The organism is Streptomyces sp. NPDC091377 (assembly GCF_044757045.1).
GTDB lineage: Bacteria > Actinomycetota > Actinomycetes > Streptomycetales > Streptomycetaceae > Streptomyces.
The window spans coordinates 349,838-368,547 of the sequence record NZ_JBIVUE010000005.1; the positions used below are offsets into that span (position 1 = coordinate 349,838).

Genomic DNA, 18,710 nt, shown 5'->3' on the forward strand with positions numbered 1-18,710 from the left:
AGGTCCTTCCCGTCACAGCTCCTTGACCAGCAGCTCGAACTGGAGGTCGTCGCGCTGCGGGATGCCGAAGCTCTCCTGGCCGTACGGGAAGGGGGTCATCCGCCCGGTGCGCCGGTAGCCGCGCCGCTCGTACCAGGCGATGAGGTCCTCCCGTACGGAGATCACGGTCATGTGCATCTCCCGGGCGCCCCACCGCTCCCGGGCCCGGCGCTCGGCCTCCGCGATGATGATCTTGCCAAGGCCCGCGCCCTGGAGCGCGGGGCTGACCGCGAACATGCCGAAGTAGGTGTGGTCACTGCGGTGTTCGAGCTGGCAGCACGCCACGATCCGGCCGTCCCGCTCCACCGTCAGCAGGGTGCTGTGCGGTGTCTTGATGACCGCCCGCACCCCGTCGGCGTCCGTGCGCTGCCCCTCCAGGATGTCCGCCTCGGTGGTCCATCCGGTACGGCTGGAGTCCCCCCGGTAGGCCGACTCGATCAGGGTGACGAGGTCGTCCACGTCGGCGTCGGTGGCATCGCGGTAGACCAGTGCGTCGGTGGCGGGGCGGACATCCATGCGCTTCTCCGTTTTCTGCGGCGCGGCGGGGCCACGAGGAGGGTAACGCGGCCGACGCGCCGCCCCGCTCCGGCCCCGTCCCGCCTTCTGGGGTCTGTCGTCTGGATCAGCCCGGCTGTGAGAAAGCGGTGCTGTTCGGTCGGCCTGAGCGGGGTCTGGTGCGTGGAGCTGCAAGGCGGAGGAGGGCGGCGACGCGGAGCGCCGGCAACCGACGACAACGCCGCTGGGGGTGCCCCACGCCTTTCGGGCAGTGGGGGAGCGTGCCGGACCCCGCGACGCCGGGATCCCGACGGCACCCCGATCGTGCTGGTGGAGGTGCCGCCGGACCATCCGCTGCGCTACCGGCCGACGATCTGACCGGCCTCGGTCACCGCCGGCCGGGCGGGCTCAGCCGGTGTCGGCGCCGTGCCGCCAGCCCCGGTCGGTGCGGGTGAGTTCCCGGAAGCCCGCGGCGGTCAGCACGTCGATCGCCGCCCGGTCCTCGGGGTCCTCGTAGGCGAGCAGCCGGTCCGCCCCGCAGAGCCGCAGCCAGTCCGCGGCCTGCCCGATCAGCCACCGCTCCCAGCCCGCGTCGGCCGCGTCGCCGTGGTCGTGGTGCTCGTCGCGTGCGTCGTGGTCGCCGGTTCCGCCGTCCCCGCCGTCTCCGGCGTCTCCGGCGTCTCCGGCGTCTCCGGCGGTTTCGGCGGTTTCGGCGGTTTCGGCTACGACGACCAGGTTGCCGATGTCGGCGAGGCCCGCGGTGCGGGTGTGGCGCTCGGGGCGGGCGAGGGCGGTGTCGATCTCGATGAAGCCGAGGACGTCACCGCTGTCCCGGCGGGCGGTGAAGCGGGTGCCGCACTCCCCCAGCGTGCGCTCCACGGTCACCCCGGGGCGGGGCTCGGGCCGGGGCAGGTCGGCGACGTGGGCGATGAGCAGCAGTTCGGTGTCCCCGGTGTGCCGGAAGCCCGCGTTCTCGTACACGGCCCGGATGTGCGGCCAGGCGTGCGGGAGGCCGTAGACGGCCGGTGCGGGCAGCGCGCCGTCCGCGTGGCGGACGCGGACGTCCCAGCGGGCGAGCCGGGCCAGGCAGGCGTGCATGAGGGATGCGGCGGCCTCGCCGGTGTCCGGCAGGAAGGACGCCTCAGGGCGGCAGACGAACCAGCTGATCTCGCCGGCGCCCCGGTAGTCCTCGCCGACCTCGTCGTCCGCGCGGTAGCGCAGCAGATGGGCCGCGGCCACGAGGTGCCGGCGCTGCTCGGCGACGAGCGTGACGCGCTCGGCCACCCAGGGGTCGGTGATGAACTCGTCCGGCTGTCGCTCCAGCGAGCTGAGCACGGTGTTCACGGAGACGGAGACGCCGGGCACGACGGCTGCGACGTGCAGATTGATCAGATCGGTGAGCTGATCGCGGTCGGCGCGGTGGAAAGGCCGCACGGTGGGCATGGGTGACCTCCGGTCATGGAGTCGTACGAGGGAGGCCGCCATGCGATGCGGTACGGGAGGAGCTTACGACGGGGGGCGGGGTCGGCGCGAGGCGGTATCAGCGGTGGGGCGGTATCGGCGGTGGGGCGGGGAGGGTCGGGGGCCGGGGCGCCGCCCGTGCTCCCGGCGTGCTCCCCGTGTACGCCCGTGCGCTCGTATGCGCGCCGCGCGGGTCGGGCATCGCATCCCTGGACCGAGTGTCGAGCGGGGAGGTGCGTGTGCACGGACCGGCTTCACCCGGATGGCTGCTGGTGGCGCTGTGCGCGGCGACCGGCGTCTCCTGCGTGCTGCGGATGCGCGGCGGCGGGGTGGAACAGCGCAGGACGGCGGGGGCCGAGGCGCTGATGGCGTTCGGCATGGCCGCGATGGCCGTACCCGCGACCGTGTTCAGCCCGCCGTCGTGGGCCTGGGCCGGGTACGCCGTGGTGTTCGGCGCGGCCGGGGTGCGCGCGCTGTGGGCGGCGCGGGCCGGCGCGCATCATCTGCATCACGCGGTCGGCGCGCTGGCCATGGTCTACATGTCGCTCGCGATGACGGTCACGGCCGGGCAGGGGCCGCACCTCCACGGGGGCCCGGCCGGACTGCCGCTCCTGACCGGGGCGTTCCTCGTGTACTTCACGGGGTACGTGCTGGTGTCCGGGGTCCGTCTGATGCCGGTCCCGGAGGTGGCGGGGGTCGCTCCGGTGCCCGCGGGGCGGGGCGACCGGCCGGAGTTGGCGCGTGCGTGCCGGCTGTCGATGGGGATCGCGATGATGGCGATGCTGATGCCGCTGTGAGCGGGCGGGAGGCGCCGGGCGGGCACGGTGTGGGCACGGTGTGGGGGCGGCCTGGGCGCGGCGTGGGGGCGGCCTGGGGGCGGCCTGGGGCGGTACGAAGCCGTGGCCTGTGTCACTTTGCGGCCGTCGGCCGTTTCACGGGGTAGCCGGCCGCTCATAGGCTGTCGCCCATGATGGTCCCCGCGGCACTGCTGCTGCTCGGCGTTCTGACCGCCTTGGCCGGCCCCCGGCTGCTCGCCCGCGCCGACTGGTCCGACCGTGAACCGGTGGTCGCGCTGTGGGCGTGGCAGTGCGTGGTGGCGGCCGTACTGCTGTGCTGCGCGCTGTCGATGACGCTGAGCGCGGCGACGGCCTGGCAGGTGGTGCGCGGACATGTCTTCGCACCGGCGCCGCGCGGGGTCGTGGAGGCGTACATGTCGGGTGCGGCCGGGCCGTGGGCGGCGACGACCGCCGTGGTGCTCGCGCTGGCCGGGGCGTGGAGCGGTGCGATGCTGGTGCGGGAGATCGCGGGCGCCCGTGCCCGGCGTCGGCTGCGGCGGGCCGAACTGGCCGTGCGCGCTCCGCGGTTGCCCGGTGAGACGTCCGACGCGGGGCGGCTGGTGGTGCTGGAGGGGGAGCGGGCGGACGCCTGGTGGCTGCCGGGGACGCCGCCCCGGATGGTGGTGACGACGGCGGCGCTGCGGCGGCTCAAGGGGCGGCAGTTGGACGCGCTGCTGGCGCACGAACAGGGGCACGCGCTGGCCCGGCACGACTGGCTGCGGCACACCTCGGCGGCGCTGGCGGCCGGGTTCCCGCAGGTGCCGGTGTTCGCGGCGTTCCGGGGCGAGATGCACCGGCTGGTGGAACTGGCCGCGGACGACATGGCCTCGCGTCGCTTCGGGCGCCTCACCACGGCGCTCGCGCTGGTCGAACTCAACGAGGACCGCGGGGTGTTCGGTCCCTCCCCCGCGCCCCAGGCGCACGTTCCGCAGCGCGTGCACCGTCTCCTCACTCCCCCGGACCGCCTTGCGCCGCTGCACCGTCTGCGGCTGACGGCGACGGCGGCGCTGGTGCCGGTGATCCCGGTGCTGGTGGCGTTCGTGCCGGGCCTGCGGGCCCTGGGGTAGCGCGGGAGAGTCCGCCGGGGTCGGTGTCCGCGCGCCCCCGGTCGCCGGTGTTCCGCCCCTGGTCGCTGGTGGTCCGTGGCGGTTTTCGGCCCTCGTGGCACCTTCCTCGCGCCCGGTGGCACCCCCTGGTGGCTTCGCGCCCCGCGGGTCGGCGAGAATCGCATCATGAGCCTCACGCCCGTCGACCGTCCCACCCGTCCGACGGAGCGCCGTACGGCCGTCCGCGCCGCGCTCGCGCTGGCGGTGTGCTCGCTCGTGCTGCTGATCCTGGTCGCGTTCTCCTGGGCCCCGTTGATCCGCCTGGACGAGAGCATCGCCCGGACCACCCATCGCTGGGCGGTCGAGCAGGACGGGCTGACCCACGCGTTCCGGATCCTCACGGACTGGGTGTGGGATCCCCTGACCCTGCGCATCCTGGCCGGGGTCGTGATCATCTGGCTGGTGTGGCGGCGCGCGGAGCGGTTCACGGCGGGGTGGCTGCTGGTCACCGTGGTGGTCACGACCCTGCTCCAGCAGGGCTTCAAGGCGGCCGTCGACCGTGAGCGCCCGGTCTGGCCGGACCCGGTGGACTCGGCCAACTTCGCGGCCTTCCCCTCCGGCCACGCCATGACGGCGACGGTCGTGTGCGGTCTGCTCGTCTGGCTCCTGCACCACTACGGCGCACCGTGCGCGCTGGTGCGTACGGCCGCGGTGGTGGCCGCCGTGTCGGTCGTGGGCGTCGGCCTCACCCGGATCTGGCTGGGCGTCCACTGGCCCACCGACGTCCTGGGCGGCTGGCTGATGGGGGCGACGGTGATCGCGGTGGCCGTGGCGGTGCACGAGCGGCTGCGCCCGGTGCTGTCCTCACGTGCGCCGGAAGAGCCCTCGGACGGCTGATCCCCACCCTCTCCGGCCGGAGCCCTCGGGTCCGGTTAGTAGCCTCGGCATACCGGTTCACGACAGAAAACCGCCCACCTCGGACGATCCCCCGTGTCGCCCGAGGCAGGCGGCAGCCGGGCCGGGCCTGTGCAGGAGCCTGGCCGGACATCCCTGAGTATAGTTGGCTGGCAGCCAGTCAACGCAGGAGTTACAGGATGTCCCCGCGCAGCGCCCAGGTCAATGAGGAGCTGCGGCGCCGTTCCCGGGAACGGCTGCTGCAGGCCGCGATCGAGCTGGTCAGCGAGCGCGGTTACGAGGCGACAACGTTGGCGGACATCGCCGACCGGGCGGGCTCGGCCCGCGGACTGGTGTCGTACTACTTCCCCGGCAAGCGCCAGCTGGTCCAGTCCGCGGTGCACCGGCTGATGCACCGGACGCTGGAGGAGGGGCTGGAGCACGAGCCGCGCACGGAGGACGGCCGGGAGCGGATGGCGCGGGCGATCGACGCGATCCTCGGGCTGGCCAGGGACCAGCCGGTGCTGATGCGCCAGCACATGGCGGGGCTGCTTCAGGCCGAGGGGTTCGTGCAGTGCCCGGAGCAGCGGCGGCTCGCGGAACTGCTGCGGGACACGGTGGTCCGGCGCGGCAGCGGCGATGTGGACGCCGACTATCCGATGTTGCGGTCCCTGCTGATGGGGGCGGTCTACGCGATGGTGCTGCCGAACGTGCCGATGCCCATCACCGCCGTACGCGCCGAACTCTTCAGCCGCTACGGGCTCGACGGGGAGCAGGGCGTCCCGCCGGACACCGAGGCGTCCGGCGGGACGTGCGAGAGCGATCTGTCACGGTTCTTCACGCCGGACGAACCGCCCGACGCGAAGGGCCGCTAGCCGGTCCGTCAGTCGAAGTAGTCCGGCTGGGTCTGCACGTTCAGCTCCCGCATCTTGACCCAGCGCCCCGGGTCGGTACGGCGGTCTTCGACCTTGAGGACGTCGAAGCCCTTGGCCATGTCGTTGGAGTAGATGTAGCCGTTGTAGTAGTACGCCGACCAGGAACCGCCTCCGACGAGCGAGTCGGTGGAGATCGGTCCGCGCTCGAAGTAGCCGATCTCCTTCGGACGGGACGAGTCGGTGAAGTCCCAGATCGACACGCCGCCCTGGTACCACGCCTGGACCATCAGGTCCTTGCCCTTGACCGGGATCAGCGAGCCGTTGTGGGCGACACAGTTCTCGGTGTCCGCCTGGTGCCGCGGGATCTTGTAGTAGCTGCGGAAGACCAGCTCACGCTTGTCGCCCTTGCCGACGACGTCGTAGATGCCGTTCGCGCCGCGCCTCGGGCCGATCGCCGCGTTGCAGGTGGCGCTGCCGCCACCGCCCAGCTCATCGGTGAAGACGATCTTGTCGGCGTCCTGGTTGAAGGTCGCCGAGTGCCAGAACGCGAAGTTCACGTTGTCCTGGACCTGATCGATGACTTTCGGGCGTTCGGGATCCTTGATGGAGAGCAGGATGCCGTCACCCATGCAGGCACCGGCCGCGAGGTCCTCCTCGGGCAGCACGGTGATGTCGTGGCAGCCGCTGGTCTTGGTCACGCCCGGGTTGGTGGATCCGCCCGGGTTGCCGCCGCCGTCCGGCCCCTCACCGGGGAAGAGCACCGGGAAGTCGATGACCTTGGACTTCTCGGGCGCGTTCCGCGGCACCTTGATGATCGAGATGCCGTCGTGCGGAGGCTGGCAGTCCGGGTAGCTGGCGTGCGGCGCGTACGAGGAGACGTACACGTACACGTTCTTGCGCTCCGGCACCAGGGTGTGGGTGTGCGAGCCGCAGGCGGTCTCCACGGCGGCGACGTAGCGCGGGTTGCGCTTGTCGCTGATGTCGAAGACCTTCATGCCCTCCCAGGAGGACTTCTCGGTGAGGGGCTGCGTGGTGCTGTTGCAACTGCTGTCGCTGCGCGAGGAGTCGGTCGACAGGAACAGCAGGTCACCCGAGACCGAGATGTCGTTCTGGGCGCCGGGGCACAGCACCTGGGAGACCGTCTTCGGCTTCTTCGGGTTGCTGATGTCGAAGACGCGGAAGCCGTCGTAGTTGCCGGCGAAGGCGTACTTGCCCTGGAAGGCGAGGTCCGAGTTGGTGCCGCTCAGCACGTCCTTCGGGACGTTCGCGAGGTGTTGGACGTTGGACGAGTGAACGATCTCGTCCTTGCCGGGTATCTCGCCGGCGGATATCGCCGCACGTGCCTCGGCCCGGTCGCTCTTCGACACCTCTTGCTGCCCGGCGGGCTTGTCGCCCGGGTCGGGTGTGGCGACGGCCTGTTGAGCCGTCATCAGTGAGGCCAGGAGCCCGACCGCGGCTGCGCCTACCGCAAGCCGTCTGTGCCGGGTCCGGGCTTTCTTGAACAGGGTCACTGCGTCCTCCCTTGTTCCGTTGGCGAGGGAACGCTTCACGGATCAAGGGCAGTATGGTCGGCGTCATGCACAGATCAACAGGGTGCAACGGACTCGTAATGCAGTTTTCTGATCGTTCGAGCGCAAGACCGTGCTAGGAAAGTCATCTGCGCTCACCATGCGCAGTCATGCGGTACTCACCGTCACGCCTGCCACAGGAGGTCGCAGTGCTCTTCCGCCGTGCTTCCCGCGCGTCCCTCACCACCGCCGCTCTGACCACGGTGGTGGTGCTGAGCCTCGGAGCGTGTGAATCCGGCTCCGGCGAGGAGTCCGGGTCCAAGTCCGCCCCGGCGAGCGGGCCTTCGGTGCTGGTGCCGGGGGCGCCGGGCGAGGACAACCGGACGCTCTCCGCCCAGGAGGCGAAGGAGCAGCGCAAGGAGGACGACACACCCAACACCGCGGATGTGTCGTACGCCCGCATGATGATCGTCCATCACCAGCAGGCGCTGGAAATGACCGAACTCGCCCCCAAGCAGGCCGCATCGGATGCGGTCAAGCGGCTGGCGGAGCGGATCGCCGCGGCGCAGGAGCCGGAGATCGGCGCCATGCGGGGCTGGTTGAAGGAGCACGGCAAGTCCGAGAAGGCGGACGAGGGGGACGGACACGGCCACGGCCCCGCCCCGATGCCCGGGATGGCGACCGAGGCACAGCTGAAGAACCTCCGGGCGGCGAAGGGGACATCGTTCGACCAGCTCTTCCTGACGCTGATGATCACTCATCACGAAGGGGCGATCGCCATGGCCACGGAAGTGAAGGGGCAGGGCAACAACATCCGGGCCGAGGAGATGGCCGACGATGTGATCGCCACGCAGACGGCGGAGATCGGGCGGATGCGGGACATGGGCTGAGGTTTGGCCGGGTGCTGCTGGACGGCTGGGCTGACGGCTGGGCCGGACTGGGCTGGGCTGGGCTGAGGAGTTGGGTGGGCCCGGAGCCGTCCCGCGCGTGCGGGTGCCGCGCCTCAGCGGCGGGCGTGACGTGGGGTCAGCAGGCCCGCGTCACGCGCCTGGGCGATCAGCCGGAGCGCCTTGCGGCGGCTGCGGCCGGTCGCGCCCATCACGGCGACGACCGGGTCGGTGCCGCCTCGCTGGGCGGTCAGGTACGCGCGCGCGACGAGCCGTCGGCCCTCGCCGCCGCGGGGCCAGGCGGGGCGGGCGTGGTGGGAGTGATGGGTGTGAGGGGGCTGGTGGGCGTGGCGGGCATGGTGGGTGTGGTGGGTGTGGTGGCTGCGGTCGGGAGCCTCCGAATCCTCGCCCTCATCGGCGACATCGGCATCATCCACGTCATCGGCATCGTCCGCGTCATGGGCGACATCCGCGTCATGGGCGACATCCGCGCGATCAGCGCCTTGGCCGTCGTCAGGGCCGTCGTCGGGGCCGTCGTCAGGGGCGTCGTCAGGGGCGTGGCACGCGGCGGCGTCGACCGCGGGTTGCGGGGCGACCGCGGGGCCGCCCGCTGCCCGATCGCGGGGTCGCGCCTCAAGTCCGCACGCCGCGAACACCGCTCCCTCGATCCACTCACCGAGCGCCCCGAGGTCGTCCGGCGACAGCGCGGGACGGGCGTGGACCTCCTCGACGGAGACCTGGCGGCCGGTGACGACCGCGAGGGCCTCCACGCACGCGCCGTCCGCGAAGGCCAGCCGCACGGTGAACCACGACATGGTGCCGCCGCTCTCCCGCACTTCCCACGCGGGCCACACGGACACCGCCCCGTCCGCACGCCGACGATCGGAAAGATTAAGAAAGGATGCTTCAAGCACACACGCAACGTAACCGCATGATCACATTCCATACGAACGTGTACGAACGGACACGCTCACCAGGCACTCCGTCGGCGCAGCACCCCGATCCGGCCCCCGCTGGCCTCCGTCCTCTCCCCCGGCATCCCCGGCACCGCCCCAAGCCGCCCCGCCCTACCTCCCCCCCGGCCTTCATCGCCCCCCTCCCCCTCACGCCCGCCCGGTGGGATGCTGGAGCCATCAGCGACCTCCTGACAAGGAGAGTTCCGCCGTGCTGCGTGTCGCCGTCGTCGGTTCCGGCCCCAGCGGGGTCTACACCGCCCAGAGCCTGGTCCAGCTCGACCCCGAGGTACGGGTCGACGTCCTGGACCGGCTGCCGTGCCCGTACGGCCTGGTGCGGTACGGCGTGGCACCGGACCACGAGAAGATCAAGTCGCTCCAGAACACCCTGCGGACGGTGCTGGAGCACGACCGGGTGCGCTTTCTCGGCGGCGTCGAGATCGGGGCGCGCGGGGTGCCGGTGCGGCGGCTGCGGGAGCTGTACGACGCGGTGGTGTACTGCGTCGGCGCGGCGACCGACCGCCGGCTCGGCGTCCCGGGCGAGGATCTGCCGGGCAGTTGGTCGGCGACCCGGTTCGTGTCCTGGTACAGCGCCCATCCGGACGCCGTGGACGACGGGTTCGTACGGGAGGCGCGCTCGGCCGTCGTGATCGGGGTCGGCAATGTCGCGGTGGACGTCACCCGGATCCTCGCGCGCGGAGCGGCGGAACTCGCCCCCACCGATATGCCGCAGGCGGCGCTCTCCGCGCTCGCGGGCAGTGGGGTGGCCGATATCCACATGGTCGGGCGCCGGGGGCCCGCTCAGGCCCGTTTCACCACCAAGGAGCTGCGCGAGCTGGGTGTTCTGCCGGACACGGAGGTGCTGGTGGACGCCGAGGAGCTGGGTCTGGACCCGCTCTACGGCGATCCGTCCGGGGCTCCGGCGGCGGTGCGCAGGAACATCGAGGCACTGCGCGCCTGGGCGGACCGGGGAGACCGGGGCGACCGGGGAGACCGGAGCGACCGGCCGGACCCGGGAAGGAACCCGGGCAGGGACGCAGGGCGCCGGATCCACCTGCGGTTCTTTCTGCGCCCGGTCGAGGTGGTCGCCGACGGGAGCGGCACCCGGGTGGCCGGTGTGCGGTTCGAGCGCACGCTTCCGGACGGGAAGGGCGGCGTCGTCGGCACCGGCCGGCACGAGACGATCGCGGCGCAGTTGGTCCTGCGCTCGGTCGGCTATCGCGGAGTGCCGCTGGAGGGGCTGCCGTTCGACGAGGACAGCGGGACCGTGCCGCACGCGGCCGGGCGGGTGCTGCGCGAGGGCGCGGTGGCCCCGGGCGAGTATGTGGCGGGCTGGATCAAGCGCGGGCCGACCGGGGTCATCGGCACCAACCGCGCGTGCGCGAAGGAGACCGTGACGTCCCTGCTGGCGGACGCCGCCCGGTCCGCCCGGCCCGCCCGCTCCGCGCGGATCTCACCGCACGGCGATCCGCTGACCGCGCTGCGCGCCGAGGGGGTCCGTCCCGTCGCATGGGCGGGCTGGCAGTCGATCGAGCGCGCGGAGGCGGAACTGGGCGCCTCGCTGGGCCGCCGGGTGGTCAAGCTCCCCGACTGGCCGTCGTTGATGAGGGCGGCAGGCGGCGACGCCCGCTGAGGCTCACGCCCCGCCGTCGACGCCGATCTCGGTGGCCTCGGAGACCTCTGTGACCTCTGAAACCTCTGCGACCTTTGCGACCTCTGCGACCTCGGCCGCCCGGACCGTCTCCCGGTCGGCGGCCAGGAGCAGGGCGTCCAGCAGCCCCGGGAACAGACCGTCCAGATCGGTCCGCCGCAGTCCGTTCATCTTGGCCGTGCCCCGGTACGTCTGGTGGATCACACCGCTCTCGCGCAGCACGCGGAAGTGGTGCGTGCTGGTGGACTTGGTGACCGGCAGCGCGAACTGGGAGCAGGTCAGCTCGCTGCCGACGGCGGCGAGTTCACGGACGATGCGCAGCCGCATCGGGTCGGACAACGCGTGCAGCACACCCTCCAGCCGGATCTCCGCACAGACCGGGTGCGGCAGATCGCGGGTGCCCGCGGAGGCGGTGGTGCTGGTCACGGTGGCTCCACTTCGTCAGGACGCCCACAGGTCGGGCGACCGGGTCCCCGGCTCTTCTCTCGGCTCCTCCATAGTACGAGGACTCTCGTAGTTTGACATCCACCGTACTACGGCGTCTATCGTACGAGTCGACCGCTCACCCCTGATGAATGGAGGCGCCGTGAGCGCACTCTTCGCACCCTTCACCCTCCGTGACCTCACGATCCCCAACCGGATCTGGATGGCGCCGATGTGCCAGTACTCGGCCGCGCCCGACGGGCCCGGGGCGGGTGTGCCGGGCGACTGGCACTTCGCCCACTACGCCGCCCGCGCGACCGGTGGCACCGGGCTGATCCTCACGGAGGCGACCGGGGTGAGTGCCGAGGGCCGGATCTCCCCGTACGACCTCGGTATCTGGAACGACACCCAGGTGGAGGCGTTCCGTCGGATCACCCGCTTCCTGGTCGCGCAGGGCACGACGCCCGGGATCCAGCTCGCCCACGCCGGGCGGAAGGCGTCGACCGAGCGGCCGTGGAAGGGCGGGGCGCCGGTCGGAGCGGACGGGCACGGCTGGCAGCCGGTGGGGCCGAGCGCGCTCCCCTTCACCGAGCGGCACCAAGTGCCCGACGAACTGAGCGTCGAGCAGATCCAGGTGGTCGTCCGGCAGTTCGCCGAGGCAGCTCAGCGGGCGCTCGCCGCGGGCTTCGAGGTCGCCGAGATCCATGGCGCGCACGGCTATCTGATCAACGAGTTCCTGTCCCCGCACTCCAACCACCGCACCGACGCCTACGGCGGTTCGTGGGAGAACCGCACGCGCTTCGCCCTGGAGGTCGTGGACGCGGTGCGGGCGGTGTGGCCGGACGAGAAGCCGCTGTTCTTCCGTATCTCCGCGACCGACTGGCTCGACCCGGCGGGCTGGACGGCGGACGACACGGTCCGCTTCGCCGGCGCACTGCACACCCATGGCGTCGATCTCCTCGACGTCTCCAGCGGAGGCAACGCGTCCGCCGCGTCGATCCCGACCGGGCCCGGCTACCAGGTCCCGTTCGCCGCGCGCGTGAAGGCCGAGACTCCTCTGCCGGTCGCGGCGGTCGGCCTGATCACCGGGGTCGAACAGGCCGAGAAGATCGTCGCCAACGGGGAGGCCGACGCGGTGCTCCTCGGCCGCGAACTGCTCCGCAACCCGTCCTGGGCGCGGCAGGCGGCACAGGAACTGGGCGGCTCGGTGCGCGTACCGGACCCGTACCTGCGCTCGGTGTGAGCGCGCGAGCACGAGGCAGGTGAGTGCGGGCGGGTGGCGCCCCGCCCGTCTCACTCCCGGTGCACGAGCGCCGTCATCTCCCGCCGGTACGCCGCGTAGGCGGTGCGCAGAGCCGCCCCCGGCCAGTTCGCGGGGAGCAGTGCGGGCGGGAGCACGGGGTCGGCCAGCAGATGCCGTACGACGGCCGCGAAGGCGGTGAAACGGTCGGCGGGGTGTTCCGCGCGCGCGGCCCGGTCGAGCAGCGTACGCGCGGTGGCCGCCCAGTCGTCCAGCGGCCACAGCCGCGCGGCGAGGTCCCCCGCCGGGGCTTCGGGCCGTGCCGTGTAGTGCTGGGCGGCCCCGGCCGGGTCGGTCGGCAACGGGCGCAGCAGATTGGCCGGGCGCAGCCAGACGCCCTCGCGGAGTTCGGCGAGCCGCAGATCGGTCAAGCGGGCGCGCAGTGCGGCGCGTTCGGCGGGGCCGCGCCCGGTGGCGGTGACGACGGCCATCTCCCAGTCGCCGTCCCACGCGCGCGTACGGGGCTCCACGGCCTCGTCCTGGCGGCGTCGGCGGTCCAGCAGCCGGTCGCTGAGCCCGTACACGGTGTCCGTGCGCAGCAGGTCTCCGGCCGCGACCATGCGGCTGAGCGCGGCCCGCAGAGTGGATCCGCCGACCCCGAACGGTGCCACCGCGCTCACCAGGTCCTTCACCGGCATCTCCGGGGGGTGCGCGCCCAGCAGCAGGCTCAGGACGACCGACCGCGCGGACAGCGGACGCAGCCCGGCACCGGTCCCGGGAGCCGCGGTGGCCCCGGTGGTCCCGGTGGTCCCGGTGGTCCCGGCTGCTCGGACGGGCGCGTTCACGGGCGTACGTACCTCCGGATGCATGGCCGTACCTTACGCTCGCACGCCCCTCGGGTGTTGCACTATTGCTGCGGTCGTAGGAATAGTGCAACACTCGTGGCATGGCCACCCTTCCCGCACCTCCCGCGTACGACGCGCTCACGGCGCCCGGGCAGCACGCCACCCACGACGTCACCAATCAGCCGCCGCCCCTGGCCCCGTACGACGCCAGTGCCGATCCGGCTCTCCTGGAAGGGCTCCGCCGGGAGGGCGCCGACTGGGCTGAGCCCGCGTTGCGCCGACTCGGGGCGCTGGCGGGCGGGGTCGAGGCGCAGGAGTGGGGTGAGCTGGCCAACCGGCACGAGCCGGTGCTGCGGACGCACGACCGGTTCGGCAACCGGATCGACGAGGTGGAGTTCCATCCGAGCTGGCACGAGCTGATGCGGGTGGCGGTGGCGGAGGGGCTGGCGGGTTCCGCGTGGGCGGACGAGCGGCCGGGCGCCCATGTCGCCAGGACCGCCGGTGGTCTGGTGTGGGGGCACAGCGAGGCGGGACACGGCTGCCCCACGTCGATGACGTACGCGGCCGTGCCCGCGCTGCGCCACCAGCCCGAGCTGGCCAAGGTCTACGAGCCGCTGCTGACCAGCAGGGAGTACGACCCCGGGCTGCGGGTGCCGGCCGAGAAGCGCGGGCTGCTCGCGGGGATGGGCATGACGGAGAAGCAGGGCGGCTCCGACGTGCGGACGAACACGACGACCGCCGCGCCGACCACGGAGCCCGGCGTGTACACCCTGCGGGGACACAAGTGGTTCACCTCGGCGCCCATGTGCGACGTGTTCCTGGTGCTCGCCCAGGCGCCCCACGGGCTGTCGTGCTTCCTCGTGCCGCGTGTGCTGCCCGACGGCACCCGCAACCCGTTCCGCATCCAGCGCCTCAAGGACAAGCTCGGCAACCGCTCGAACGCGTCCTCGGAGCCCGAGTTCGAGGGAACCGTCGCCTGGCTGGTCGGAGCGGAGGGGCAGGGCGTGAAGACCATCATCGAGATGGTCAACTGCACCCGCCTGGACTGTGTGATGGCCTCGGCGACGCTGATGCGCAAGACGCTGGTCGAGGCGGGCCACCACGTCCGGTACCGCGGCGCGTTCGGGGCGCGGCTGCTGGACCAGCCCCTGATGCGCAATGTGCTGGCCGACCTCGCGCTGGAGTCCGAAGCCGCGACCACGCTCGCCCTGCGGCTCTCGGGAGCGGCCGACCGCGCGGCGCGCGGCGACGAGGCCGAGCGCGGCTTCCGGCGGATCGCCACCGCCGTCGGCAAGTACTGGGTCACCAAGCGCGGTCCGGCGTTCACCGCGGAGGCCCTGGAGTGCCTCGGCGGCAACGGCTACGTCGAGGAGTCGGGCATGCCCCGGCACTACCGTGAGGCCCCGCTCCTGTCGATCTGGGAGGGCTCGGGCAATGTCAACGCGCTCGACGTGCTCCGCGCGCTGGGCCGCGATCCCGCCACCGCCGACGCCCTGTTCGCCGAACTCGCCCTCGCGCGCGGGGCGGACGCCCGGCTGGACACGGCGGTGGCCGGTCTGAAGGACCAGGTGGCCTCGGCGTCACCGGCCGGGGCACGCCGGCTGGTGGAGCGGATGGCCCTGACGCTCCAGGCGTCCCTGCTCGTCCGGCACGCGCCGCCCGCCGTCGCGGACGCCTTCTGCGCGAGCAGGCTGGGCGGCGACTGGGGCCATGCGTTCGGCACCCTCCCGTCCGCGGCGGACGTGGACGCCGTCCTGGCACGGGCACTGCCGTCCGACGGATGACCCTGCGGCTGCCGCCGTCAGACGGGTGACCCGACAGCTGCCGGCCTCAGACGGATGACCCGGCAGCTGCCGCCGTCCGACGGGTGACCCGACGATCACTGCCGTGCGACAGGTGATCCGGCGGGCGCCGCCGTCCGACGAGCGACCCGCGCGGTCACGCCACCGCGCGCCCCCGGTGCGCCGCCCCCGGCTCGACCAGGCGACACCCCGTGAAATCCCGTGCGCCCGCGGCCCTCACCTCCCCTATCCTCCCCACGGGATTCCGGTTCGTTGTCAGTGCCGTGGTGCAGACTCCAGATCGGACGGGCAGTGTGACCACTGCACCCGGGGGAGGACGGGATGTTCACGGGGATCGACGACATCGACTGGCCATCCCTGCGCCATGCCTACGGCAGCGCGCGGGACGTGCCGGAACTGCTCCGAGGGCTGGCCTCGGAGGACCCCGCCGAGCGGGAGACCGCGCTCGACGGGATGTACGGCGCGGTGCACCACCAGGGCAGCGTGTACGACTCGACGCTCGCCTGCGTTCCGTTTCTCCTCGCGCTGGCCGCGCGCGAAGGCGGCCGGGACCGCGGTGGGATCGTGGAACTTCTGGTGAGCATAGGCGGCGAGGCGGACGGCCCCGACGGCGGGGACGCGTCCGACGACCACTCCGGGACGGGGGGATCCGGGGCCGTCCGTGCGAGCCGTACGCGAAGGCGCTCGGCGGCGGAGACGGACCTGCGCACGCGGGCGCGCGACGCGGTGCGCGCCGGTGCGCCGGTCTTCACACGGCTCGCCGGGGACACCGACGTGTGCGTGCGCCGGGCGGTGCCCCGCGCGCTGGTGGGGTTCCTCGACGAACCGGCCCGCGTGCTGGAGCAGTTACAGGACTGGCTCCACCGGGAGCACGACGACCGGGTCCTGATCGCGCTGACCGAGGGCCTCGGCCTGTTCGCGCTCCGCCATCCCACCTATTCGGGCCCGGCGCTGGACATCCTGGCCGTGCAGAGCCGCCCGCCCCACGGGCCCGCGCTGCGACTCGCCGCGCTCGGGCAACTGGCCGCCCGCGCGCCCGAGCGGCTCCCGGCCGACCTGGTCGACACCGTCGTAGGGCTGCTCAAGGAGCGGTCGACGGGGCGGCGACCGGTCGAACCCTGTCATCCCGTGACGGACACGCTGGCCCGGCACTTCCGGCGGCTGCGGCCGTCGGACGAGGAGGGCTCGCGGCTGCTGCGGACCCTGCATTCCGCGCTGGACGATCGGGTGCCGGACCGGATCGCGCTGCTGAACGGGCAGTTGAGCAGTCCGGGCACCTCGGACCGGTGCAACGCGGTGTGGATGTCCACGGGCCTGTTCCGCGGCTGGCGGGGCGACTACGAGGAGTCCGTGGCCCTCATAGGGGCCCAGTTGAGCGCGGAGGAGGGCGGGCTGCGCGATGCCGCGGTCTCCGCCCTGGGCGATCTCCACGAACTGGCCGCCCCGGCCGCCGACGCGCTGTACGGGCTGGCCATCGCCCGCCCCGACCTGTGGGTACGGCGCTGGGAGCGCGGCGCGCCGACCCTGGGCGGCCCCCTGAGGGCGCTGGCCAGGACGGGTGACCCGCGCACCACGGCGCTCCTCGCCGAGGTCCTGGAAGGAGCCGCCGTCCCCGACGATCTGCCGCTCACCGTCAGCCACCTCGGCGGACACGCGGCCCCGCTGGCGCCCGCCCTGCTGCGCGCGCTGACCGCCGTCGACCCCGGCTCCCCCACCGCCCCCAGCCGCACCCTGCCCCTGCTCACGGCCCTCACCGAACTCGGCGACGACGCGGTGGTGCCGCAGGCGCTGCGGCTGCTGCGGGGGCGGCCGTACGAGGCACCGGACACGCTGATGGCGCGGGCGGCGATCCGCACCCTGGGCGCGTTCGCGACCGCCGCGCGGGAGGCGACCCCCGTGCTGCGCGGGCTGCTGGACGGGGACCTCGGCACGGCCGCCGCGGGCGCCCTGTGGTCGCTGGAGGGCGACGCGTCGGCCGTGCTGCCGGTGCTCCGGCGGGACTTGGCGGGCCGGGACCCGTACCGGCGTACGGCCGCGGCGGAACAGCTCGCCCGGCTGGGACCGGCGGCAGGCGCCGCGCTGCCCCGGCTGCGGCGGCTGGCCCGGTCCGACTCGGTCTGGGAACGCACGGCGGCGGCGTACGCCCTGTGGCGGATCACCGGGGCCCCGGAGCCGGCCCTCCCGGTTCTGCGGTCCGCCTGGGCCGAGAGCCCGTATCCGCGTGTCCGGGTCGCCGAGCATCTGCACGAGATGGGAGCGGCCGGCACGCCCCTGCACGACCTGCTCGCGGCCGAACTCTCCGCGAGGCGCCGGCATCTCGCGCGCGAAGGGGGGCACGGCAGCGACGACATACCGAAGGACGAGCGGCTGCTGAGACTGTGCCGGGAGACGGTGGGAGGGGTGGGTGCGGATCCGGCGTGAGCGCCCCGGCGCGGGTCACGCCCCCGCACCCGGGCCCCGCACCCGGCCCCCGCCGCACCCACACCCACGGATCCACGGATCCACGCCGCCATGGGCCCTGACCTGCGCCGGAGGCGTGCGCGAGGGACACTGTCAGTGCCGGGGTGCAGACTGGCCGGTGTCTGGGACGACGACGTCGCGGAGGTGACCGGCATGACCGGAGTACTGCTCGCCGTGGGCACCCGCAAGGGCCTGTTCATCGGGCGCCGCCGCGGTGGTGCCTGGGAGTTCGACGAGAGCCCCTACTTCAACGCGCAGGCCGTGTACTCGGTCGCCATCGACACCCGGGGCGGGACCCCGCGCCTGCTGGCGGGCGGGGACAGCGCGCACTGGGGGCCGTCGGTGTTCCACTCCGACGACCTGGGGCGGACCTGGACGGAGCCCGCGCGCCCGGCGGTGCGGTTCCCCAAGGACACGGGGGCTTCGCTGGAACGGGTGTGGCAACTGCACCCGGCGGCGGCCGAGCCGGACGTGGTCTACGCGGGCACGGAACCGGCGGCGCTGTACCGCTCGCGGGACCGCGGTGAGACGTTCGACCTGGTCCGCCCGCTGTGGGAGCACCCGACCCGCTCGAAGTGGGTGCCGGGCGGCGGGGGCGAGGGACTGCACACGGTGATCACCGACGCGCGCGACCCGCGGGCGGTGACGGTCGCCGTGTCCACGGCCGGAGTGTTCCGCACCACGGACGGCGGCGAGAGCTGGACCCCCTCCAACACCGGTGTCTCGGCGGTGTTCCTGCCGGACCCCGACCCCGAGTTCGGCCAGTGTGTGCACAAGATCGCGAAGGACTCGGCCGACCCGGACCGGATGTATCTCCAGAACCACTGGGGTGTGTACCGCACCGACGACGCGGGCGCGCACTGGACCGACATCGGTACGGGCCTGCCGTCCACGTTCGGCTTCGCGGCGGCGACCCATCCGAGCCGCGGCGGCACGGCGTACGTCTTCCCGATCAACGCCGATGCCGACCGGGTGCCCGCCGGCCGGCGCTGCCGGGTGTTCCGCACGGCGGACGCGGGCGGTAGCTGGGAGCCGCTCACGGCGGGGCTGCCGCGGGAGGACCACTACGGGACGGTGCTGCGCGACGCCCTGTGCACGGACGACGCCGACCCGGCGGGCGTGTACTTCGGCAATCGCAACGGCGAGCTGTTCGCCTCGGCCGACGACGGCGACAGCTGGCGGCAGTTGGCGTCCCATCTGCCCGACGTGCTGTGCGTGCGGGCCGCGGTGGTCGGATGAACGCACCCTGGGGCGAGGGTCGGGAGCGGCGGTCATGGCCATCGGTTGATCACCGC

General features: G+C 73.1%; 15 protein-coding genes and 2 pseudogenes. 11 read left to right on the forward strand and 6 right to left on the reverse strand.

Annotated features, from left to right (window positions below):
• Positions 1–12: 12 nt before the first annotated feature.
• Positions 13–555, reverse strand: coding sequence for a GNAT family N-acetyltransferase (locus tag ACIQNG_RS14035; RefSeq protein WP_401484891.1), 543 nt, complete (start codon positions 553–555; stop codon positions 13–15).
• A gap of 282 nt (positions 556–837) precedes the next feature.
• Here ACIQNG_RS14035 and ACIQNG_RS14040 point away from each other — a divergent pair.
• Positions 838–912: pseudogene (locus ACIQNG_RS14040) on the forward strand (VOC family protein); the annotation flags it as partial.
• Positions 913–942: 30 nt separating this feature from the next.
• Here the strand turns inward: ACIQNG_RS14040 and ACIQNG_RS14045 are convergent.
• Positions 943–1,977: an N-acetyltransferase gene (locus ACIQNG_RS14045; RefSeq protein WP_401484892.1), complete on the reverse strand. Its 1,035-nt coding sequence runs from the start codon at positions 1,975–1,977 to the stop codon at positions 943–945.
• A gap of 257 nt (positions 1,978–2,234) precedes the next feature.
• Here ACIQNG_RS14045 and ACIQNG_RS14050 point away from each other — a divergent pair, with 257 nt between their 5' ends.
• The 4 genes from ACIQNG_RS14050 to ACIQNG_RS14065 all read left to right on the forward strand — a co-directional run bounded on the left by ACIQNG_RS14050 (position 2,235) and on the right by ACIQNG_RS14065 (position 5,646).
• On the forward strand, positions 2,235–2,792 hold the full coding sequence (locus ACIQNG_RS14050; protein WP_401484893.1) for a DUF5134 domain-containing protein: 558 nt from the start codon (positions 2,235–2,237) through the stop codon (positions 2,790–2,792).
• 170 nt (positions 2,793–2,962) lie between these two features.
• Entirely contained in the window at positions 2,963–3,898 is a 936-nt protein-coding gene (locus ACIQNG_RS14055; RefSeq protein WP_401484895.1) for a M56 family metallopeptidase, read from the forward strand.
• A gap of 165 nt (positions 3,899–4,063) precedes the next feature.
• On the forward strand, positions 4,064–4,774 hold the full coding sequence (locus ACIQNG_RS14060; RefSeq protein ID WP_401484897.1) for a phosphatase PAP2 family protein: 711 nt from the start codon (positions 4,064–4,066) through the stop codon (positions 4,772–4,774).
• A 197-nt stretch (positions 4,775–4,971) separates the two neighbouring features.
• Positions 4,972–5,646, forward strand: coding sequence for a TetR/AcrR family transcriptional regulator (locus ACIQNG_RS14065; protein WP_401430791.1), 675 nt, complete (start codon positions 4,972–4,974; stop codon positions 5,644–5,646).
• Positions 5,647–5,654: 8 nt separating this feature from the next.
• On the opposite strand, the gene ACIQNG_RS14070 is transcribed toward ACIQNG_RS14065, so the two are convergent.
• On the reverse strand, positions 5,655–7,076 hold the full coding sequence (locus ACIQNG_RS14070; protein WP_401484899.1) for an LVIVD repeat-containing protein: 1,422 nt from the start codon (positions 7,074–7,076) through the stop codon (positions 5,655–5,657).
• Between the two features lie 287 nt (positions 7,077–7,363).
• On the opposite strand from ACIQNG_RS14070, the gene ACIQNG_RS14075 reads away from it, so the two are divergent.
• Positions 7,364–8,044, forward strand: a complete 681-nt coding sequence (locus ACIQNG_RS14075; protein ID WP_401430795.1) for a DUF305 domain-containing protein — start codon at positions 7,364–7,366, stop codon at positions 8,042–8,044.
• Between the two features lie 113 nt (positions 8,045–8,157).
• On the opposite strand, the gene ACIQNG_RS14080 is transcribed toward ACIQNG_RS14075, so the two are convergent.
• Entirely contained in the window at positions 8,158–8,955 is a 798-nt protein-coding gene (locus tag ACIQNG_RS14080) for a DUF6214 family protein (protein WP_401484901.1), read from the reverse strand.
• Positions 8,956–9,205: 250 nt separating this feature from the next.
• Here ACIQNG_RS14080 and ACIQNG_RS14085 point away from each other — a divergent pair, with 250 nt between their 5' ends.
• Positions 9,206–10,627 carry an FAD-dependent oxidoreductase gene (locus ACIQNG_RS14085; RefSeq protein WP_401484903.1) on the forward strand — a complete coding sequence of 474 codons (1,422 nt, stop codon included), beginning with the start codon at positions 9,206–9,208 and terminating at the stop codon, positions 10,625–10,627.
• A 99-nt stretch (positions 10,628–10,726) separates the two neighbouring features.
• Here the strand turns inward: ACIQNG_RS14085 and ACIQNG_RS14090 are convergent.
• A pseudogene (locus tag ACIQNG_RS14090) lies at positions 10,727–11,071 on the reverse strand (ArsR/SmtB family transcription factor); the annotation flags it as partial.
• Positions 11,072–11,231: 160 nt separating this feature from the next.
• On the opposite strand from ACIQNG_RS14090, the gene ACIQNG_RS14095 reads away from it, so the two are divergent.
• Positions 11,232–12,311 carry an NADH:flavin oxidoreductase/NADH oxidase gene (locus tag ACIQNG_RS14095; protein ID WP_401484904.1) on the forward strand — a complete coding sequence of 360 codons (1,080 nt, stop codon included), beginning with the start codon at positions 11,232–11,234 and terminating at the stop codon, positions 12,309–12,311.
• Between the two features lie 50 nt (positions 12,312–12,361).
• On the opposite strand, the gene ACIQNG_RS14100 is transcribed toward ACIQNG_RS14095, so the two are convergent.
• Positions 12,362–13,177, reverse strand: coding sequence for a PaaX family transcriptional regulator C-terminal domain-containing protein (locus ACIQNG_RS14100; RefSeq protein ID WP_401484906.1), 816 nt, complete (start codon positions 13,175–13,177; stop codon positions 12,362–12,364).
• A gap of 77 nt (positions 13,178–13,254) precedes the next feature.
• Here ACIQNG_RS14100 and ACIQNG_RS14105 point away from each other — a divergent pair, with 77 nt between their 5' ends.
• From ACIQNG_RS14105 to ACIQNG_RS14115, 3 genes are all read left to right on the forward strand, one after another.
• Positions 13,255–14,937 (forward strand): acyl-CoA dehydrogenase family protein, encoded by a 1,683-nt coding sequence (locus ACIQNG_RS14105; protein WP_401484908.1) that lies wholly within the window; start codon positions 13,255–13,257, stop codon positions 14,935–14,937.
• A gap of 339 nt (positions 14,938–15,276) precedes the next feature.
• A complete protein-coding gene (locus ACIQNG_RS14110) occupies positions 15,277–17,376 on the forward strand; it encodes a HEAT repeat domain-containing protein (RefSeq protein ID WP_401484910.1) in 2,100 nt (699 codons plus the stop codon).
• Between the two features lie 135 nt (positions 17,377–17,511).
• The gene (locus ACIQNG_RS14115; protein ID WP_401484912.1) at positions 17,512–18,654 is read left to right on the forward strand and encodes a WD40/YVTN/BNR-like repeat-containing protein; all 1,143 of its coding nucleotides are present in this window, start codon (positions 17,512–17,514) and stop codon (positions 18,652–18,654) included.
• Positions 18,655–18,710 lie beyond the last annotated feature (56 nt).